14 protein-coding genes are annotated in these 17,820 nt (G+C 58.0%); 9 read left to right on the top strand and 5 right to left on the bottom strand.

Features of this window, described 5'->3' with window-relative positions; genetic code table 11:
- Positions 1 to 79: 79 nt before the first annotated feature.
- Positions 80 to 2,260: a glycogen debranching protein GlgX gene (glgX, locus tag ACA054_RS15930; protein ID WP_497685086.1), complete on the bottom strand. Its 2,181-nt coding sequence runs from the start codon at positions 2,258 to 2,260 to the stop codon at positions 80 to 82.
- Between the two features lie 233 nt (positions 2,261 to 2,493).
- On the opposite strand from glgX, the gene ACA054_RS15925 reads away from it, so the two are divergent.
- From ACA054_RS15925 to ACA054_RS15895, 7 genes are all read left to right on the top strand, one after another.
- Positions 2,494 to 3,144, top strand: a complete 651-nt coding sequence (locus ACA054_RS15925) for a hypothetical protein (RefSeq protein ID WP_497685085.1) — start codon at positions 2,494 to 2,496, stop codon at positions 3,142 to 3,144.
- On the top strand, positions 3,144 to 3,575 hold the full coding sequence (locus ACA054_RS15920; RefSeq protein ID WP_497685084.1) for a phage holin family protein: 432 nt from the start codon (positions 3,144 to 3,146) through the stop codon (positions 3,573 to 3,575). Before ACA054_RS15925 ends, ACA054_RS15920 begins: the two co-directional genes overlap by 1 nt.
- Entirely contained in the window at positions 3,572 to 4,393 is an 822-nt protein-coding gene (locus ACA054_RS15915) for a DUF3618 domain-containing protein (RefSeq protein WP_497685083.1), read from the top strand. Before ACA054_RS15920 ends, ACA054_RS15915 begins: the two co-directional genes overlap by 4 nt.
- 1,364 nt (positions 4,394 to 5,757) lie before the next feature.
- Positions 5,758 to 6,642 carry a manganese catalase family protein gene (locus ACA054_RS15910; RefSeq protein WP_497685082.1) on the top strand — a complete coding sequence of 295 codons (885 nt, stop codon included), beginning with the start codon at positions 5,758 to 5,760 and terminating at the stop codon, positions 6,640 to 6,642.
- A gap of 127 nt (positions 6,643 to 6,769) precedes the next feature.
- Positions 6,770 to 7,627 (top strand): ZIP family metal transporter, encoded by an 858-nt coding sequence (locus tag ACA054_RS15905; RefSeq protein ID WP_497690318.1) that lies wholly within the window; start codon positions 6,770 to 6,772, stop codon positions 7,625 to 7,627.
- 110 nt (positions 7,628 to 7,737) lie between these two features.
- Positions 7,738 to 7,986: a hypothetical protein gene (locus ACA054_RS15900; protein WP_497685081.1), complete on the top strand. Its 249-nt coding sequence runs from the start codon at positions 7,738 to 7,740 to the stop codon at positions 7,984 to 7,986.
- A 69-nt stretch (positions 7,987 to 8,055) separates the two neighbouring features.
- Complete coding sequence (locus ACA054_RS15895) at positions 8,056 to 9,222, top strand: carboxylate-amine ligase (protein ID WP_497690317.1); 1,167 nt, start codon at positions 8,056 to 8,058, stop codon at positions 9,220 to 9,222.
- Between the two features lie 1,176 nt (positions 9,223 to 10,398).
- Here ACA054_RS15895 and ACA054_RS15890 read toward each other — a convergent pair.
- Positions 10,399 to 11,622 carry a zinc-dependent alcohol dehydrogenase gene (locus ACA054_RS15890; RefSeq protein WP_497685080.1) on the bottom strand — a complete coding sequence of 408 codons (1,224 nt, stop codon included), beginning with the start codon at positions 11,620 to 11,622 and terminating at the stop codon, positions 10,399 to 10,401.
- 215 nt (positions 11,623 to 11,837) lie between these two features.
- Here ACA054_RS15890 and ACA054_RS15885 point away from each other — a divergent pair, with 215 nt between their 5' ends.
- Positions 11,838 to 13,214, top strand: a complete 1,377-nt coding sequence (locus ACA054_RS15885; protein WP_497685079.1) for a cytochrome ubiquinol oxidase subunit I — start codon at positions 11,838 to 11,840, stop codon at positions 13,212 to 13,214.
- A gap of 12 nt (positions 13,215 to 13,226) precedes the next feature.
- Positions 13,227 to 14,228: a cytochrome d ubiquinol oxidase subunit II gene (gene cydB / locus ACA054_RS15880; RefSeq protein ID WP_497685078.1), complete on the top strand. Its 1,002-nt coding sequence runs from the start codon at positions 13,227 to 13,229 to the stop codon at positions 14,226 to 14,228.
- Between the two features lie 36 nt (positions 14,229 to 14,264).
- On the opposite strand, the gene ACA054_RS15875 is transcribed toward cydB, so the two are convergent.
- From ACA054_RS15875 to ACA054_RS15865, 3 genes are all read right to left on the bottom strand, one after another.
- Positions 14,265 to 15,461, bottom strand: a complete 1,197-nt coding sequence (locus ACA054_RS15875; protein ID WP_497685077.1) for a GAF domain-containing sensor histidine kinase — start codon at positions 15,459 to 15,461, stop codon at positions 14,265 to 14,267.
- A 158-nt stretch (positions 15,462 to 15,619) separates the two neighbouring features.
- The gene (locus tag ACA054_RS15870) at positions 15,620 to 16,054 is read right to left on the bottom strand and encodes a hypothetical protein (protein WP_497685076.1); all 435 of its coding nucleotides are present in this window, start codon (positions 16,052 to 16,054) and stop codon (positions 15,620 to 15,622) included.
- A 951-nt stretch (positions 16,055 to 17,005) separates the two neighbouring features.
- Positions 17,006 to 17,686, bottom strand: a complete 681-nt coding sequence (locus ACA054_RS15865; RefSeq protein ID WP_497685075.1) for a class I SAM-dependent methyltransferase — start codon at positions 17,684 to 17,686, stop codon at positions 17,006 to 17,008.
- Between the last annotated feature and the right edge of the window lie 134 nt (positions 17,687 to 17,820).

Below are 17,820 nucleotides of genomic sequence, written 5' to 3'. Positions count from 1 at the left end.
ACGATGACGCGGGGTGCCTGAATGACCTCGGTGTTCTGAAGTTTTTCGCGAGCAGGCTCGCGCCTACAGGTCTACGTCGTTAGCTGGCCTTGCGTTTTTTCGTCGAAGGTTTTTTCAGTTCGAACATCAGCATCGAACGTCCGGTTACCTGATACTCATCGCCAAAGGAAAATGATTCGCCGGGATCGGGCTCCGTCTGGTTGGTGTCCAGCTGAAGAATCCACTGTTGGCCCTGTGGTACTTCCGGCAGCGTGAAATTCACCACGTCGTGATGTGCGTTGACGATGATCAGCAGTGAACGATCGACGCCTTCGCGGCGAATGCCGCTGGTCTGCGTGCGTCCATCGAGCAATATTCCCATGCAACGGTTACTGCCGTCATGCCACTGCTCCACACCCATTTCATCGCCACCAGGCTGCAGCCAGCTCACATCCTTGACGCCCAGGCTTTCGTCATATTCGCCAGTGAAGAAGCGATTGCGGCGCAGCAATGGGTGGCGATTGCGCAACTCGATGAGGTATCGGACAAACTCCTGTAGCTCGCTACTTTTTTCACTGACATTCCAATCTATCCAGCCGATCTCGCTGTCCTGACAGTAGGCATTGTTGTTTCCACCCTGGGTACGGGCAAACTCGTCACCCGCCAGGAGCATGGGCGTACCTTGTGAAAGGAACAGCGTGGCGAGAAGATTGCGCATTTGCCGATAGCGCAGGTCGATGATGGCAGGGTCTTCGGCAGGCCCCTCGACACCGCAGTTCCACGACCTGTTATCGGAGTGGCCATCGCGGTTGTCTTCGCCGTTGGCCTCGTTGTGCTTGTCGTTGTAGGAGACGAGGTCATTGAGCGTAAACCCGTCGTGCGCGGTGATGAAATTGACCGAGGAAGCAGGCTTGCGGCCACGTCGATTGAACTGCTCGCCCGACCCGAGAAAAATCTTCGCGAAGTCGCCCAGCATTTCATCGTCGCCTTTCCAGAAGGCACGGGAGATGTCCCTGAACTTGTCGTTCCACTCCATCCACCCTGGTGGAAAGTTACCCACTTGATAACCGCCAGGGCCGCAGTCCCAAGGCTCGGCCACCAGCTTGGCCTTGGCCAGAACCGGATCCTGGCGACAGGCATCGAGAAAGCCACCGCCCTCACTGAATCCTTCAGGCTCGCGACCAAGGATCGTCGCCAAGTCGAACCTGAATCCGTCCACGCCCATCTCCGAACACCAGTACCTCAAGGAATCAGTCACCATCTGCAATACGCAAGGGTGGCTCATGTTGAGTGTGTTACCCGTACCGGTGTCGTTGATGTAATAGCGCGCGTCGTCGGGCATCAGTCGATAGTAACTGGCGTTGTCGATACCTTTGAGCGACAGGGTTGGCCCCATCTCATTGCCTTCGGCAGTGTGGTTGTAGACCACATCGAGGATCACCTCCAACCCTGCTTTATGAAAGCGCGAGACCATGATCTTGAACTCGCCGATGGACTGTCCCGCCATGTAGCGCGCATGCGGGGCAAAAAAGCCCAGGGTGTTGTAGCCCCAGTAATTGCGCAGTCCTTTTTCCAGGAGGTGGTTGTCATCAAGGAAGTAGTGCACCGGCATCAGTTCCACGGATGTCACGCCGAGTGAGCGGATGTATTCCACCACATCGTTCTGATGGAAGGCGGCGAAGGTGCCACGTTCCGGCTCTGGCACCGAAGGATGGCGCTTGCTGAAGCCGCGCACATGGGTTTCGTAGAACACCGTATTTTCCCAGGGTACGTTGGGCTTTGCGGTGTTGCCCCAAGTGAATGCCGGGTCGATGACCCTGCAGCGAGGCATGAAAGGTGCGCTGTCACGTTCATCAAACGACAAGTCGCCGTCTTCATGCCCGACGGTGTAGCCGAACAGCGCATCGTCCCATTGCAATTCGCCCGAGATCTGCTTGGCGTAAGGGTCGATCAGCAATTTGTTGTGATTGAAGCGATGACCGTTTGCCGGATCATACGGGCCATGCACCCGATAGCCGTACAGTGTTCCCGGCCGGGCGTCGGGAAGGTATCCATGCCAGATTTCGTTGGTGAATTCCGGCAGGGCGATGCGTTCGATTTCTTCCTGGCCATCGGCGTCGAACAGACACAGTTCTACTTTCGTGGCATTCGCGGAAAAAATCGCGAAGTTGACGCCCGAACCGTCCCAGGTCGCACCTAATGGATAGGGCAGGCCCTCACTGACGCGGCTGGCTGGTCGTTCTTGGCTTGACGCACTGTCGCTCACTGGTTGATCCGTCATGAACAAGCGCTCCGGAGTTAGTTCTGGGATGGATGACCCACGCGGTCTATCGATAGAAGCTCACGGCGCCTGACAGTTCCGGATATTTGCTGCCCTCATGTGATGAACGCATCACTCATCATTCCATTGGAACTCCCCGTGACACTGCTCCGTCATCTGCAATGAGGGGGGCTGCGGGTATTTCGTGGCGAACCCTGATAACGCTTTTCTTCACTCAGAAGGCGAGGGATGACATGAATACTACAGACAGCACGACCGGCAGCCAGCCCGATAAGCCCAACTCCGCAGGGCCAGGGCCGAACTTTGAACACCTCAAGGAAAACGTGACAGAGGCGCTTGGCGACGCAAGACAGCAGGCGGATGAGCAGTTTGGCCAATACCGTGACACGGCAGCAGAACAAATCGAGGCACTGGCCCAAGGGGCAAAATCTTTCGTTTCAGAACTGGAAGACAAGGACACGCTGGGCATGTCCGACTACCTCTCAGACATGGCGGAGTCCATGAGCGGGCTGGCGGGGAATTTGCGCGGGAAAAGTGCGGAGCAGCTGCTTCACGACGCAGCTGAGCTGGCGCGCAATAATCCGGCATTGTTCATTGCGGGCAGCATTGCGCTGGGCTTCGGCCTGTCGCGCTTTCTCAAGGCCGGTGCCGCGCCTGCCGCAACATTCACCGATGCCGGCGATCCGGCAGCAGGCCATTCAACGCCGCCATCAGGCGGTTTTGGTGCTCAACGACCCTTTGATACCTCCGTGCCATCTCGCACCGATCAAGGCCCTGGCCTGGCCACCGGCATCACGCCGGCTTCGTCGGATGAACAGGATCATCCATCAGACTTCGCGACGAATTCGACACCTGGTACCACATCCTACAAAGGAGCGCTGTGATGAACAGAGAAAATCCAGATCTGCCGGGTGTAAGACCGGTGCCCACGCCTGAACCCGATGCGTCAGTCGTCGGGCTCCTACGTCAGTTATCGCGCGAAGTGCCCGCGCTGTTCACCAAGGAACTCGCATTGGCCAAGGCTGAGCTGCAGGAGAGCCTCACAACACTCAAGGCAGGCATTGCCGGCGTCGCCGGTGGTGCGATTGTGCTGCTGGCGGGGTTCATCATCCTGTTGATGTCCGTCGTCTACGGCTTGAGCATGGTCATGGCTCCGTGGTTGGCAGCGCTGATTGTCGGTGTCGTGGTGATGATCATAGGGTTCGCCATGCTGCAGTCCGGAAAAAAACAATTCGAGCCGTCCCACTTCAAGCCTGATCGCACGCTGGACGCCTTGAATAAAGACCAGGAAGCGCTGCGGAGGAAAGTCTCATGAACAGTGAATTCGAAATCGAGTCGCAGAAAAGCCCCGAGGCCATCGAGCGTGAAATCGATGCGCAGCGTGCAAGCATTGGCAATATCGTCGACGCGCTGGAAAGCAAATTCACCCCAGGACAGGTCTTCGACCAGGCGTTGTCTTTCATGCAGAGCAACGGCACCACGTTCCTGAGCAACCTTGGCACGAGCGTTCGCAACAATCCCGTTCCTGCGGTGGTGACGTCGGTGGGTCTGTTGTGGCTGATGATGAGCCAGAACCGTCCGCCGAGCCCTCGTCCCGTTTATCGAGCGGGCCCGCAGCAGAACAAAGTAGGGGAGTGGACCGATGGCCTGGCGGATGGCCTCGACAGCGCGCGCGAGCATTTACACCAGACGGCGGATACCCTGAAGGAGGGCTACCAGAGTGTGAAAGGCAAAGCGTCGAACCTGGGTGACAACCTGGGCGCTGCCAGCGAAAACATCAGCCATGCAATGCATGACGCCAGCGATCGCCTGGTACGCAGCACGCAGGTGATGGGCAATCAATTGAGCCAATTGCTGAAGGAGCAGCCGCTGATGGTTGCTGCTGCCGGCGTTGCATTGGGCGCCATGCTGGGGGCGGCATTACCCTCGACAGCGACCGAACAGCGCTACATGGGCAAGACCAGCGCTGGCTTGGCCGACAAGGTAAAACAGCAAGCGCGGGAGGGGTTCGAAGCGGTGCGCGATACGGTGACTAAAACCACTGAGCACACGGAGGTGGAGAAGCCACAAGGGGATCGTCCAGAGGTATCCAGTCAAGCATCCGATCTTTCTCGTGGATTGGGTACGTCGTAAGGCATCGTGTGAAAGACGGGAGGTCGAACGCCGGCCTCCCTTTTTTTTGGTTCTTCACGGAATCCTGGGGAAAACAGATAACGCGATACTTGTAGGAGCCGGCTTGCTGGCGATGGCGTCCTGACAGCCGACTTGGATGTTGTTGACCGAGTACATATCCATTCCTGCGGTAACGGCCACCTATGGTTTCGCCCTTACGGCGAGTCACTTGGAAAAGCCCCAAGTAACCAAGGGCTCTTGCCCCTGGCGTTCGGTGCCTCGCTAATGCTCGGCATGCCCTCGCTCCGGTCCTGCTCCGTGGGCCCGCCGCGCTGGGCCATCCATGGCCCAGCGCGGCTAACCCGGCATCCATGCCGGGTTACCCACTGCGCAGAACCTCCACTCGGCCTCTCGAGGTGGCAAGAAAATCAAAAGCCAAAGCCAAAGCAAGGCGGCCTGACAGCCGACCTGACTGCAGGTCTGTCCGCGATACAATTGTGGGAGCGAGCCTGCTCGCGATGAACGTCCAGACAACGCGTTCATCCAGACAGGGCGCGTTATCGTTGACGACCATCGCGAGCAGGCTCGCTCCCACAGGGGATTGGGGGTATCTGCAAAAATCAGGTCGGCTGTCAGGCCGCCTCGCTTTGGCTTTAGATTTGGGCGCCCCGTTAACCACGATGGCCGAACGCAGGCATTGCGCAGTGGGTAAACCGGCATGGATGCCGGTTTAGCCGCGCTGGGCCAAGGATGGCCCAGCGCGGCGACCCACGGAGCAATGCCGGAGAGAGGGCATGCCGAGCCTAGGCGAGGCACCGAGTGGTGGGGCAAAGCCTTTTGGTTCCTTCTTGGCGTTTGAAAAAGGGACTCGCCGTAAGGGCGAAACCATAAGTGGTCGTTACCGCAGCAATGGATATGTACGCCGACCTGATTGCAGGCTGGTCCGTGATCCCCTGTAGGAGCGAGCCGGCTCCGGGCGGCGTTCCGACGATGGTCGTCAACGATAAAGCGGGAGAAACTGGTTAAATGCGGCGCACTTGAGTCCATCGTCGGAACGCCGCCCGCAGCAGGCCGGCTCCTACAGGTATTGCGTTGTCTATGTTTCCCGGGATTCCGTGAAGAGCCTTTTTTTACTTGAGTTTTTAACCTGCCCATTGCCGCGACAACGGTTGAGATCGCGCAACAAAGAAAAGTTTTAATCGATTGAACAGTGACCGACGACTGGCGAGAAAACAGGGTAATGGGTTCCGCGAAACGCCGCCCGTCGCGAGCAATTAATCTATATAAAATTTTTCCAGGGGCATCACCTTCAGATGTCTGTGGGCGCCGCACTCGGTCAATTACCGAATGGGTATCGACGCCTTTCAGGCCTGAGGAGATTCGTCATGTTCCTGCATAACAAACGACTTCAATACACGGTGCGCGTTGCCCAACCCAATCCCGGTTTGGCGAACCTTTTACTTGAGCAATTCGGCGGAGCACAGGGGGAATTGGCCGCCGCGTCCAGATACTTCACCCAGGCGTTGGCTGAAGATGATCCAGGCAGAAAGGATCTGCTGATGGACATTGCCACCGAAGAGCTCAGTCACCTCGAGATCGTCGGTTCAATCATTGTGATGCTCAACAAGGGTGCCAAGGGCCGCCTGGCAGAAGGCGTGGAAGAGGAGGGCGAACTGTATCGCGCAATCAACGGCGCCGGTAACGACTCGCACATCACCTGTCTGCTGTATGGGGCCGGTGCTCCCCTGACCAACTCCGCCGGTGTGCCATGGTCGGCAGCCTACGTCGATACCATCGGTGAGCCCACGGCGGATATGCGCTCCAACATTGCTGCCGAGGCCCGCGCCAAGATTGTCTACGAACGTTTGATGAACGTCACTGATGATCCCGGTGTGAAAGAGGCCCTGGGGTTTCTGATGACCCGTGAAATCGCGCATCAACTGTCGTTCGAAAAAGCCTTGCACTCGATCCAGCCGAACTTCCCGCAAGGCAAGCTGCCCGGCATGCCCGAGTTTACCAATGCGTACTTTAACTTGTCCCAGGGCGAAGGCAGCACGCGAGGGCCGTGGAACCAGGGTGACGATTGGGATTACGTGGAAGATCCACAGCCGGCAGTCGATGGCGGTGACGGCACAGCCAGTGTGGAGCTGAGTGCTGAGGAAGACTCACTGCTGATGGACCTCAAAGCCCGCACGATGTCTGACCCCGAAAGCAATCCAATAACGGGTGCGGATCTGGGCGCGGGTGTCCAGGGACGTGAAGAAGCCTGATGGAGGTCACCGCACGCCGCTCTGGCGTGCGGTGCTTTCATTGCAACGGGAAACAGGAGGTCTCATGTCCGAACCGTCCGCGCCTGCCAGAGCATCGTGGTTCGACCCGGGAAAAAGTGGCGGGTGGATGAGCATCTTTTTTTGGTCGACCCTGGTCGGGGTCACTGTCCTGCTGCTAGTCAGCGGGTACAGCGCTTTCACCGGGGCAAACCGGCTCAACCTGCATTATGCATTTCTGGGCGGCCTCTGCGGCTTTGGCGCAACTGCGCTCGGTGCCGTCGTAGCAGTGGCCTTGCGCGACATCACCGCACGCAACCAGGACACCATGCTTGGGTTTGCCGCCGGCATGATGCTCGCTGCCAGTTCCTTCTCGCTCATCCTGCCAGGTATCGAAGCGGCCCAGTCCATTTGCGAGAACAAGCTGTTGGCGGCGTGCGTGGTGGTGTCGGGGTTGGGATTGGGGGTGGCGCTGATGATCGGTCTGGAACGGTTCGTACCCCATGAGCATCTGCAGAGTGGGCGCAAAGGGCCTGAGGCCCAGCGCTTCAATCGAGTCTGGCTGTTCGTCCTGGCCATTACCCTGCACAACTTGCCTGAGGGCATGGCCATCGGCGTCAGCTTCGCCAATGGCGATATGAAGGTGGGATTGCCGCTGACAACGGCGATTGCCATCCAGGATATCCCGGAGGGACTTGCCGTTGCATTGGCGCTGCGGGTGACCGGTATTTCGGCACTGCGTGCAGCGTTGGTTGCCGTTGGATCAGGTCTGATGGAGCCTTTAGGGGCTGTCGTCGGCCTCGGTATTTCCGCAAGTTTTGCCTTGGGCTACCCGGTTGCGTTAGGTCTTGCCGCGGGGGCGATGATCTTTGTCGTCTCCCATGAAGTCATCCCCGAGACACATCGTAATGGGCACCAAACCCCCGCGACACTGGGGCTGATGCTGGGTTTTGGCGTCATGATGTTTCTTGATACAGCGTTGGGCTGAACGAGTCTCCTGCGGGTGGGCAGCGCTGGGGAAGCACCTCTTGTCGGCACCCATGAACCTACCTCGAACCCTGTTGATCCATTCAGAAATAACTCTGGGATTCCACTGCCATGAACTCCTTCAGAAACCAGCTGACGCCGGCCCAGGAACGAAGATTGTGTGCACTGGATGCCTGGCATCGAGCACTCGATGACATCGCGCTGCGCATGGAATCTCCCGATGCTTATCATGAAGAACTGCTACGACAATCGGATGAGATGGATCGCCAGCGTTTTGTCAGCTGGCAGGAGTGGCGAGATCTACGCGTAAAGGCGGATCAGGCTTATCTGCGCGCCGTTGCGGGAGAGGATTATCACTGAGTGGTCCGAGTGAGGGGCGTTGAAGGAGAGGGCAACTCCAGGGGCAGTGTGCAAGCCGAGGGCGCATCGATGAACAGACAGCTGAGGTTCGGAATTGAAGAGGAATACTTCATCACCGATCTGGACACTCGACGTATGTCCGAGCAGCCGCCCAGCGCTTCGATTGAAGCGTGCAAGGAGGTGCTGGGCGATTGTTTCGCGTATGAGATGTTCCAGGGCCAGATCGAAGTGGCTTCACCCATCTTCACCTGCATGCCGCAAGCACAGGACTACCTTGCGACGGCGCGCAAAGGGCTGCGTCGTACTCTGGAACCTTATGGCCTGGGATTGCTCAGTGCGGGAAGCCATCCTTTGGCTGACTGGCGCATGCAACAGGCCACCGGGCAGGATCATTTTCTTCAACTGTTTGAAGACTACAAAAGTGTAGCTCGGCGTAGCTTGCTCTCCGGCCTGCACGTACACGTTGAAGTTCCGAGTCACCTTGACCGCGTCCAGGTGATGAACGAAGTCTTGCCGTGGACGCCTTTGTTGCTCGCACTGAGCAGCTCTTCGCCATTTTGGGACGGCGCCGACAGCGGCTTCATGAGCTACCGGCAAACGGCCTGTGACGAGTGGCCGAGGATGGGCATTCCGGAGTTCCTTCAGGATGAGCCTGCCTATGACGCCTACGTCGCATTGCTGATGCGTACCGGCACCATTAGGCAGGCCAGCGACTGCTGGTGGGGATTACGCCCCGCTTCCCGGTATCCGACCCTGGAATTGCGCATGACGGATGCCTGCCCACGCCTGGAAGATGCCTTGTGCATCGCATCGTTTTTTCGACTGCTGGTTGCCCACGCTATTGATCAACCTCGACCTGGATTGGCCTATTCGCAAGAGTCTCGCTGGATCCTCAAGGAAAATCGTTGGCGAGCGAAACGGGGTGGAATACATGCCTCATTCATCGTTGAAGGGTACGACCGACCTTTCTCCGCTGAGCAGTGGCTTTTCCTGGCGCAGCAGATCCTTGGCGATGCGGCGCGCAAATTGCGAGTGGAAGACGTCTTTTCTCAGGCCCGCCGAATTCTGCGCAACGGTACCAGTGCAGATCGACAGCGAAGCGCCTTCGAGCGGGTTCTGCGCAACACAGGGGATGTTCACGCCGCTCTGTCGCACGTAGTGGATCAGTTGCTGATGGAAACGTCGCAAGATCCCTGCATAAGCGATGACCTGCAACGAGCGGTGTGTGAGTCATGAGCAAACGTTAGAGCGACGCAAAGCGTTCCTGGGAGGCGCCATGCCTATTGCCGACGACACTGTTCAATATCTGCGCGAGCAATCATTGCTGGTCACAACGGCGGAGTCGTGCACGGCCGGAAAACATGACCGACAAAACTGCGCACTCCGATTTGCGATCCTTGAGCGCAATGGAAAAATCTCGGTAATCCCCTAATGCTGATCACTTTAGGTTGGGGGGCTGCAGGTGCATATTTGGATTGGGTGTATATCCGTTGCTGCGGTAACGGCCACTTAGGGTTTCGCCCTTACGGCGAGTCACTTGGAAAAACGGAACGCCGCCCGGCCTGTAGGAGCGAGCCTGCTCGCGATGGAGGTCAACGATGACGCGGGGCGCCTGACTCCCCGTGGTGCTCTCAGGTTTTTCGTCGGAACGCCGCCCGGAGCATGCTCGCTCCTACAGGGCCCGCCGCGATGGGCCATCCTTGGCCCGGCGCGGCTAACCCGGCATCCATGCCGGGTTGCCCACTGCGCAGAACCTCCACTCGGCCTCTCGAGGGGGCAAGAAAATCAAAAGCCAAAGCAATGCGAGGCGGCCTGACAGCCGACCTGACTTTTACGGCTGTACCTGATCCCTGTGGGAGCGAGCCTGCTCGCGATGGTCGTCAACGATAACGCGCCCTGTCTTGAGGATCGCGTTGTCTGGACGTCCATCGCGAGCAGGCTCGCTCCCACAATGGGATCGCGGACAGACCTGCAATCAGGTCGGCTGTCAGGCCGCCTCGCTTTGGCTTTGGATTTGGGCGCCCCGTTAAACCACGATGGCCGAACGCAGGCATTGCGCAGTGGGTAAACCGGCAGGACGCCGGTTTAGCCGCGCTGGGCCAAGGATGGCCCATCGCGGCGACCCACGGAGCAATGCCGGAGAGAGGGCATGCCGAGCCTAAGCGAGGCACCGAGTGGTGGGGCAAAGCCTTTTGCTTACTTTTCGCTGGGCCGGCATTCCGGCGTTTGGAAAAGTGAGTCGCCGTAAGGGCGAAACCCTAAGTGGCCGTTACCGCAGTAATGGATATGCGCCCCTATCCAGTGCCCATTCTTAAGTGAGCAGCATTACGGTAATCCTCCGCGATTCTCAGGCCTGCCAAAAATGAGTGGAAGAGGACGAGATCCATCTCGTCCTTTTTCCTGGAGAGTACTTCAAGTGGCAAGGACTATGGCGGCGTCGTCGCTCTCAGGCAACGCAATCCGGTTATCGTCGGGTGTCAGGATGACCTTCCTGCAATCGTCTTCCTTCTTGTCAAAAATCCTGTATCCCTCAGCGGCCTGCTCCAGCGACATTCGATGGCTGATGATGACCTCGGGGGACATGCGACCCATCTCTATATGTTCGAGAAGCTCTGGCAGATAACGCTGCACATGGGTCTGTCCCATCTTGAAGGTCAGCCCTTTATCGAAGGCGTCGCCGAACAGGAAGCCATGAATGAATCCGGAATACACACCCGGCACGCTCACGACCCCACCACGTCTGACCGCCGCAATGCATTGACGTAATGCCTTGCCGCTGCTGCCTTCGAGCTTGAGCGTGGCGAGCAATGTCTCTGTAGTGCTGCCTTTGGCTTCAAAACCCACCGCGTCCACCACGCCATCCACACCACGCATGCCTTTGGTCTGGCGAATGATCGTGTCTGCGGGATCCTCATCTTCATCGAAATTGATCGGTATCACGCCATAGGTTTTCTGGGCGTAAGCCAGGCGGTAGGGGTGGTGATCGACCATGAAAACCTGCTCGGCACCGAGCATCCTGGCGCACGCCGCACTCAACAGCCCGACAGGGCCAGCGCCATAGATGGCGATGCTTGACCCGTTGCCGATGCCGGTGTTGGTCACGGCCTGGAAGGCGGTAGGCAAAATGTCCGAGAGGAACAGAACCTTCTCGTCTGACAGGGTGCCCGGCACCTTGAACGGCCCGGTGTTGGCTTTTGGAACACGTACGTACTCTGCCTGGCCGCCAGGTATACCGCCATACATGTGGCTGAAACCAAAAAGTGCGGCACCCGATGGAATGGCTTTCTTGTTCAAAATCGCTCCACGACCCGTGTTGGTGGTTTCACACGCGGCGAACAAATCCATCAGGCAGAAAAAGCAGCTGCCGCAAGCGATAACGAAAGGGATGACCACGCGGTCGCCTGGTTGCACGGCAGTGACAGCCGAGCCCGCTTCTTCAACGATTCCCATAAACTCATGGCCGAAGATATCGCCGTGCTCGACGGTCGGAATTTTCCCGCGATACAGGTGCAGGTCCGAACCACAAATTGCAGTGGCCGTGACCCGAAGAATGATGTCGTCGCTATCCTCAATGACCGGATCGGGGACTGTGTCGACTTTTACGCTATGCGCGCCGTGATAGGTGAGTGCTCTCATGACGTGCTGCCCCTCTCATTAGCTTGATGGTAAGTGGGAGAGGAGCAAGGAAGGAGGTTAGTTCAGAGATATGGCGGAGGACGTGACTAGCGGTCTTCTTGCGGAATCATTGGCACTGGAAACAGTCAACCGACAAATACTGCATCGGACCGGGGTCATGCCTATTTCCTCCAGCAACTTCGGTTATCCGCGTTGGTTAACGGTGAGTGGTCCTCATGGACGCGGTTGATTCGGCGCTGATGGCTGCACGCGCCCAGTTTGCGATCACCATCAGCTTTCATATAGTTCTTGCCGCACTGACGATTGGCCTGGCCAACTTCCTGATGGCGCTTGAAGCGCTTTGGCTGTGGCGCGGGCAAAAGATCTACCTGGACGTCTACCGGTATTGGCTAAAAGTGTTCGCGCTCACCGTGGCGGTGGGCACCGCCTCGGGTCTGATTCTGGAGTACCAGTTCGGGCTCAACTGGTCGCGGTTGTCGATCCAGGCGGGAGATATCCTCGGTCCATTGATGTTCTACGAAGTGCTCGCGGCCTTTTTTCTTGAGGCAGGCTTCCTTGGCATCATGCTGTTCGGCTTGAAAAAGGTCGGCCCGCGCCTGCATTTTTTTGCCACTTGCGCCGTAGCAACCGGATCGCTCATGAGCGCTTTCTGGATCCTGTCGGCCAATTCCTGGATGCAGACACCCGCCGGTTACGCCATTGGCATCGATGGTCGCTTCATCGCCGAGGATTGGTGGGCAATCATCTTCAATCCTTCCTTTCCTTATCGGCTTGCGCACATGACATTGGCCACGTTCCTCGGCACCGCTACGCTGCTGGCCGGTGTCAGCGCCTGGCAGCTGTTGCGTGCGCCTGAAAACCCGCGGGCACGGCTTGTCTACTCCATGTCGCTGTGGGCGATAGTGGTGCTCACCCCTGTGCAAATCGTGGTGGGAGATCTGCATGGTCTGCACAGTCTCAAAGTACAGCCACAGAAGGTCGCCGCCATCGAAGGCTCCTGGACTCGCCCGGCGCAAGGGGCAGGGGAGCCGTTACGCTTGTTCGCCCTGCCAGACATGACTGAGCGAAAAAACCATTGGGAAGTGGCAATTCCACGCATAGGTTCGTTGTACCTCAAGCATGACCTGAGTAGCACGATTGCCGCCCTGGACGAATTCCCACCTCAGGACATCCCCCCTGTGCCAGCGGTGTTCTTTGCTTTTCGTTTGATGGTCGGCCTGGGCCTTCTGATGTTGGGGCAGGGCATGATCAGTCTGGTACTGCGATGGCGCCAACGATTGTACGCAACGCGCTGGATGCTCCGATTCGGCGTGTTGATGGCGCCGGCGGGCTTTCTTGCGATGCTCAGTGGCTGGGTAGTGACCGAGGTCGGTCGCCAACCCTTCACCGTCTATGGATTGCTGCGCACGGCTGACAGCCTGTCGTCGGTGTCTCGACAACAGGTGGTAGGGGCGACATGGACAATCCTGGCGTTTTACCTGGTGATCTTCGGTGTGGGTCTGTGGGTGCTGCTGCGATTGTTGCGTGAGCCGCCTCACGCGGGCGAACCCGGGCCGCAACCGACGTTGGCCGACGAGACGGGTGAACCCTGAGGGCATCAAACCATGTTGGACAATGACTGGCTTACAGTGCTTTCTGCCGCAGCCCTGGGCTTTTCGGTGTTGAATTACGTGCTACTGGACGGCACTGATCTTGGCGTTGGCGTATTGATGGGCCTGACCCGTTGCAGTCAGCAACGTCGTACCATGGCCGTGACCATCTTGCCGATCTGGGATGCCAATGAAACCTGGCTCGTACTGGGTGGCGGCGGTTTGCTGGCCTTGTTTCCGCTGGCCTACGCGATCTTGCTTCCGGCACTTTATCTGCCATTTATCCTGATGTTCCTGGCGTTGATTCTTCGAGCGCTGGCCCTGGAATTTCGTGACTACTCGCCCAATGACCGAATCAAGCGCGCGGTCGACGGCTTGTTGCTGGGCGGTTCACTGCTCACGGGCGCCTGTCAGGGCATCGTGTTGGGTACGCTGGTACAAGGCATCCCCAATGATGGCAGGCAGTACAGCGGTGACGGCTGGGAGTGGCTGGGCATGTTTCCGTTGTATTGCGGCGCCGTGCTGGTAGTTGGCTACACGTGGCTGGGTGCCTGCTGGCTGTATTGGCGCACTGAAGAAGAACTCCAGCGGCGAGCAGCGCGTCAGGCGAGGGCGCTGGCATTCATGACGCTGGTGCTATTGGCCGTGTTGGTGACCTGGACAGTGACACTGGACACTCGATATGCGCAGCGGCTTGCAGATCCTCTTGTCTGGTTGCCTGCTTCAATACTGCTTTTCGCATTGCTGGTCGGCTTCATTTCGGGATTTCGAAGCCACCGGGAATATCTACCCTTGTTCGCCGCATTGGGTATCTTTGTCCTGTCCTTCGCATTGATGATCGCAGCGCTTTATCCACTGATTGTCCCGCCGCAGCTGACGTTACAAGCTGCTGCTTCCAGTCCGACCAGTCAGATGTTCATGTTGATCGGTTTCGCCGTGCTGATACCGGTGACGCTCATCTACAACACCTACGGCTTTAGCGTCTTTAGCGGGAAGGTACGTGCTGCTCGGGATTGATTGTCCATGCTGCAGAATAAGCTCCTGGCAAAAACTTCAACTTATCCATTTGAAGTCAGCCGGGAATCTCGCAACGAAACAAGTTCCTGCTTCCAGCGTCGAGGTAACGCTCAAGCTACCGTTGTGCGCGGTGGCGATCTGAGAGGCGATGTAAAGTCCCAATCCGAGGCCTTCGCCGCGCTGGCCAGCTTCTGACCGGGTAAAAGGCTCGAAAAGCAATGGCATCAAATGAGATGGAATGGGCGCGCCCTGATTGCTCACCGATATAACAATCTCATTACCCTCGGAGTAGGCCTGCACACTGATAGGTTGCGCTGTTGAGCCATGCGTCACTGCATTCCCCAAGAGGTTTGAAAGCAACTGGCTGATCCGCAGCGAGTCGCAATAGACGCCGCTCGGAACATCCAGCTCATGGGTAAATTTCGCTTCGGGGTGTGAGGCCTGTATTTCATCCAGCGTCAGTCTGAGCGTGCGCCCCAGGTCATCGACCAGCTGTCGCTTGACTGGAATCCCGCCACCCATCCTTCCCCGCGCAAAATCCAGCACGTTTTCAATCAGGACGCCCATCCGGGTCGAGCTATTGCGGATCGCAGCAATCAGATTCAGTGATCGTTTTTCCGTTGTCTTGATTTCCAGCAGATCAGCGCTCATCCGGATGGCGCTCAGGGGTGTGCGCAGGTCATGTCCCAGGACGGCGATGAACTGTTCGCGAAGCCTTGCGTGTTCATTGGCGTTGACCAGCGCGGCTTGCGTCGCCTGCAGATTGCTGTGGGCGTCGAGACTCATCGCAATCAGTTGGGCGAAGAGGGTGAGTGTCTTGGCGATAGCGGGCTCATCGAGATTCGCCGGTACGGAATCGATGGCACATAGCGTGCCGAAAAAATCGCCATTGGCCCTGATGATCGGGATGGAGATATAGCTCTCCAATCCATAGGTCCTGGGGGTGTGATGCAAGGAAAAAACCGGATGGGCACTGGCGTGGCCGAAGATGACAGGCTTCCTGTGTTGCCGGATTTCGTGGCAGATGGTCGATTCGAGGACCAGCTCGCCACCGGGCTTCAAACCGAAATCGATTGAATCATCGACGGCGCAGGCCACCCAGCTTCTTTCGGTGACTCTCGCTACAGCGGCAAATCGCATCCCCGTGAGATGCTTGACCATGCTCAGGATGACCGGAACAGCATCGATGGTGCGGATGGCTTCAACGTCTAGCGAAAACTCTGCGCGGGTCATGGCTCGGATGTTCGAAATGATTTCGCTCAGAGACTATCCCTAATCTCCCAGCCTGACCACTTCACGAAGACTGACAAACCAAGACCAATGAGGGGTGAGCAGGTCAACACCCGACTTATTTGTAGCCCTGCCCCCATTATTTGGCTATCCCCAAGGCGTCAGCGCAACAAAAGCCCTGCAGCTCTTGCTCGCAAAGCCATCACCAGATTCGCTGGCATTTTTTTGATTTCGTCAGGCCAGAGCGCCAAGTGCCCCCGTAACTCTTTCGATTCATCATCGTATTTTGAAATGTCGGCAAGCACAAAGCTGTATCGGCAGAGGTAGGCCGCAGACAAATCATCGGCCAACGCCCTGGCAGGTTCTCCGGCTAACGCCAGGCACCATTGGGCAATTTCGATGATTCGTTCACTGGGTGTCCGCGGTGCCACGCCATGGATGAAATTCAGGATGTATTGGTTATAGAGCAGGGCGCCTTGCTCGGGCTCATCCGTAGGGTTTCCGGGACATTGTCGTCGCTCCCAGGGAAGAATGTAGACCATTTTGTCCATTGCAGTCTGAAGAACATAATCCGACGGCTTAACCAATCGATGCATAATCTTCTCCTGAATAAAAAAACGGTTTAGCTATGGTAGCTCATCCATGGAAGCCAATAGCCTCTATGAAGAAAAAACCAAACTGGGATGGGTACCTGGCTCGACGAATCCCGGATCGCACCTTTCATGGCGCTGCCATATTTCGGATAGACCGCCAAGGGCGGTTAGAGGGCAATGTTGTTCACTTAAGCATGGGGTTGTATATCAGAACTGGATTGGGGGGATATCCATTGCTGCGGTAACGGCGACTTATGGTTTCGCCCTTACGGCGACTCACTTTTCCAAACGCCGGAATGCCGGCCCAGCGAAAAGTAAGCAAAAGGCTCTTGCCCCCACCACTCGGTGCCTTGCCTAGGCTCGGCATGCCCTCACTCCGGCATTGCTCCGTGGGTCGCCGCGATGGGCCATCCCTGGCCCAGCGCGGCTAAACCGGCGTCCTGCCGGTTTCCCCACTGCGCAATGCCTACGTTCGGCCATCGTGGTTTAACGGGGCGCCCAGATCTAAAGCCAAAGCGAGGCGGCCTGACAGCCGACCTGATTTTTACGGCTGTACCTGATCCCCTGTGGGAGCGAGCTTGCTCGCGATGGACGCCAACGATAACGCGCCCTGCCTGAAGGATCGCGTTTGCCGGACGTTTTTCGCGAGCAGGCTCGCTCCCACAGTTGGATCGCGGACAAACCTGCAATCAAGTCGACTTTAAGGCCGCCTCGCTTTGGCTTTTGATTTTCTTGCCCCTCGAGAGGCTTCGTTCCGGTTCTGCGCAGTGGGCAACCCGGCATGGATGCCGGTTTAGCCGCGCTGGGCCAAGGATGGCCCATCGCGGCGGGCCCTGTAGGGGCGAAACCATAGGTGGCCGTTACCGCAGCAATGGATATACACCCAATCCCGTCATCTATTGCGTAGGCTGAGCGGGCTTGGCTCAGCCACACGATCAATCTGGACGAAATGCTCTATATCGAAGCATCCCGCCGCTCGGCCACCAACAGCAACGACTGCGGCACGGGGCTTTGCGGGTGCTGTGGCTCCTGTAGGCCGGCCAGCCGAAAGCCGGCCATGTCCAGCGCATTGAACCAACTGGACAAGGTTCGCAGGTACCACGGCATGGGTTGCCACTGCCCCGCGAATCCGCCGAAGGTCTCTTCCCGCCAGCCGTCCTGATAGTCGCCCGCGGCCACGGTCCACGGATGCAGCGTCTGGATCACCAGCGCGCCGCCGGGGGCGAGCAGGGCGTTCATGGCCGCGAGCAAAGGGATGATGTCCTGGTGCAGCAAGGCGAAGTTGGCACAGATCAGGTTGTAGTCGCTGCCGATCTGCACGTTCGCCTCCACCAGCTGTTCATAACTGGCCAGGTACACCTTTGAGGCGCCCGCCGCCCGCGCCGCCTCGACCAGCGTCGCGTCGCCATCCACACCGACGGCCTCGATGCCACGTTCCGCCAGTGCCCGCAACAGCCAGCCTTCGCCACAGCCGAGGTCGAGCACGCGCTCGGGCTGGCGGCCCAGTATCGCCAGCAGGATTGCCTGGTCCGTGACCTTGAGGCGGCTTTCAATGGCGCCGCTGCGCACGGCTTCGATCCAGGCCCGGGCATTGTGGTGCCAGCTTTGCAGGAGGGTGGTTTCGTCGGCGGGCATGTCGGTGTCCGGAGTGGTTGGCTGGATAGAAGCATAGGACAGGTGCTGTGCGCCTGATTGGGACAATGCGCCCTGTGCGTTGTCGAATGGTGTGACAAGCAATGGTGCATGAGCTGGGCGTTGTCGCACCCTTG

The sequence above is a fragment of the Pseudomonas sp. LBUM1653 genome (genome assembly GCF_059716115.1).
This window is presented reverse-complemented; position numbering and strand designations above follow the sequence as displayed.

Excerpts from the sequence above, each read along its gene's own strand:
- ACA054_RS15875 (WP_497685077.1), bottom strand. The coding sequence starts at position 15,461 with ATGACCCGCGCAGAGTTTTCGCTAGACGTTGAAGCCATCCGCACCATC.
- ACA054_RS15885 (WP_497685079.1), top strand. The coding sequence starts at position 11,838 with ATGGACGCGGTTGATTCGGCGCTGATGGCTGCACGCGCCCAGTTTGCG.
- ACA054_RS15915 (WP_497685083.1), top strand. The coding sequence starts at position 3,572 with ATGAACAGTGAATTCGAAATCGAGTCGCAGAAAAGCCCCGAGGCCATC.
- ACA054_RS15910 (WP_497685082.1), top strand. The coding sequence starts at position 5,758 with ATGTTCCTGCATAACAAACGACTTCAATACACGGTGCGCGTTGCCCAA.
- ACA054_RS15895 (WP_497690317.1), top strand. The coding sequence starts at position 8,056 with ATGAACAGACAGCTGAGGTTCGGAATTGAAGAGGAATACTTCATCACC.
- ACA054_RS15870 (WP_497685076.1), bottom strand. The coding sequence starts at position 16,054 with ATGCATCGATTGGTTAAGCCGTCGGATTATGTTCTTCAGACTGCAATG.
- ACA054_RS15890 (WP_497685080.1), bottom strand. The coding sequence starts at position 11,622 with ATGAGAGCACTCACCTATCACGGCGCGCATAGCGTAAAAGTCGACACA.
- ACA054_RS15920 (WP_497685084.1), top strand. The coding sequence starts at position 3,144 with ATGAACAGAGAAAATCCAGATCTGCCGGGTGTAAGACCGGTGCCCACG.
- glgX (WP_497685086.1), bottom strand. The coding sequence starts at position 2,260 with ATGACGGATCAACCAGTGAGCGACAGTGCGTCAAGCCAAGAACGACCA.
- ACA054_RS15925 (WP_497685085.1), top strand. The coding sequence starts at position 2,494 with ATGAATACTACAGACAGCACGACCGGCAGCCAGCCCGATAAGCCCAAC.
- ACA054_RS15905 (WP_497690318.1), top strand. The coding sequence starts at position 6,770 with ATGAGCATCTTTTTTTGGTCGACCCTGGTCGGGGTCACTGTCCTGCTG.
- ACA054_RS15900 (WP_497685081.1), top strand. The coding sequence starts at position 7,738 with ATGAACTCCTTCAGAAACCAGCTGACGCCGGCCCAGGAACGAAGATTG.
- ACA054_RS15865 (WP_497685075.1), bottom strand. The coding sequence starts at position 17,686 with ATGCCCGCCGACGAAACCACCCTCCTGCAAAGCTGGCACCACAATGCC.
- cydB (WP_497685078.1), top strand. The coding sequence starts at position 13,227 with ATGTTGGACAATGACTGGCTTACAGTGCTTTCTGCCGCAGCCCTGGGC.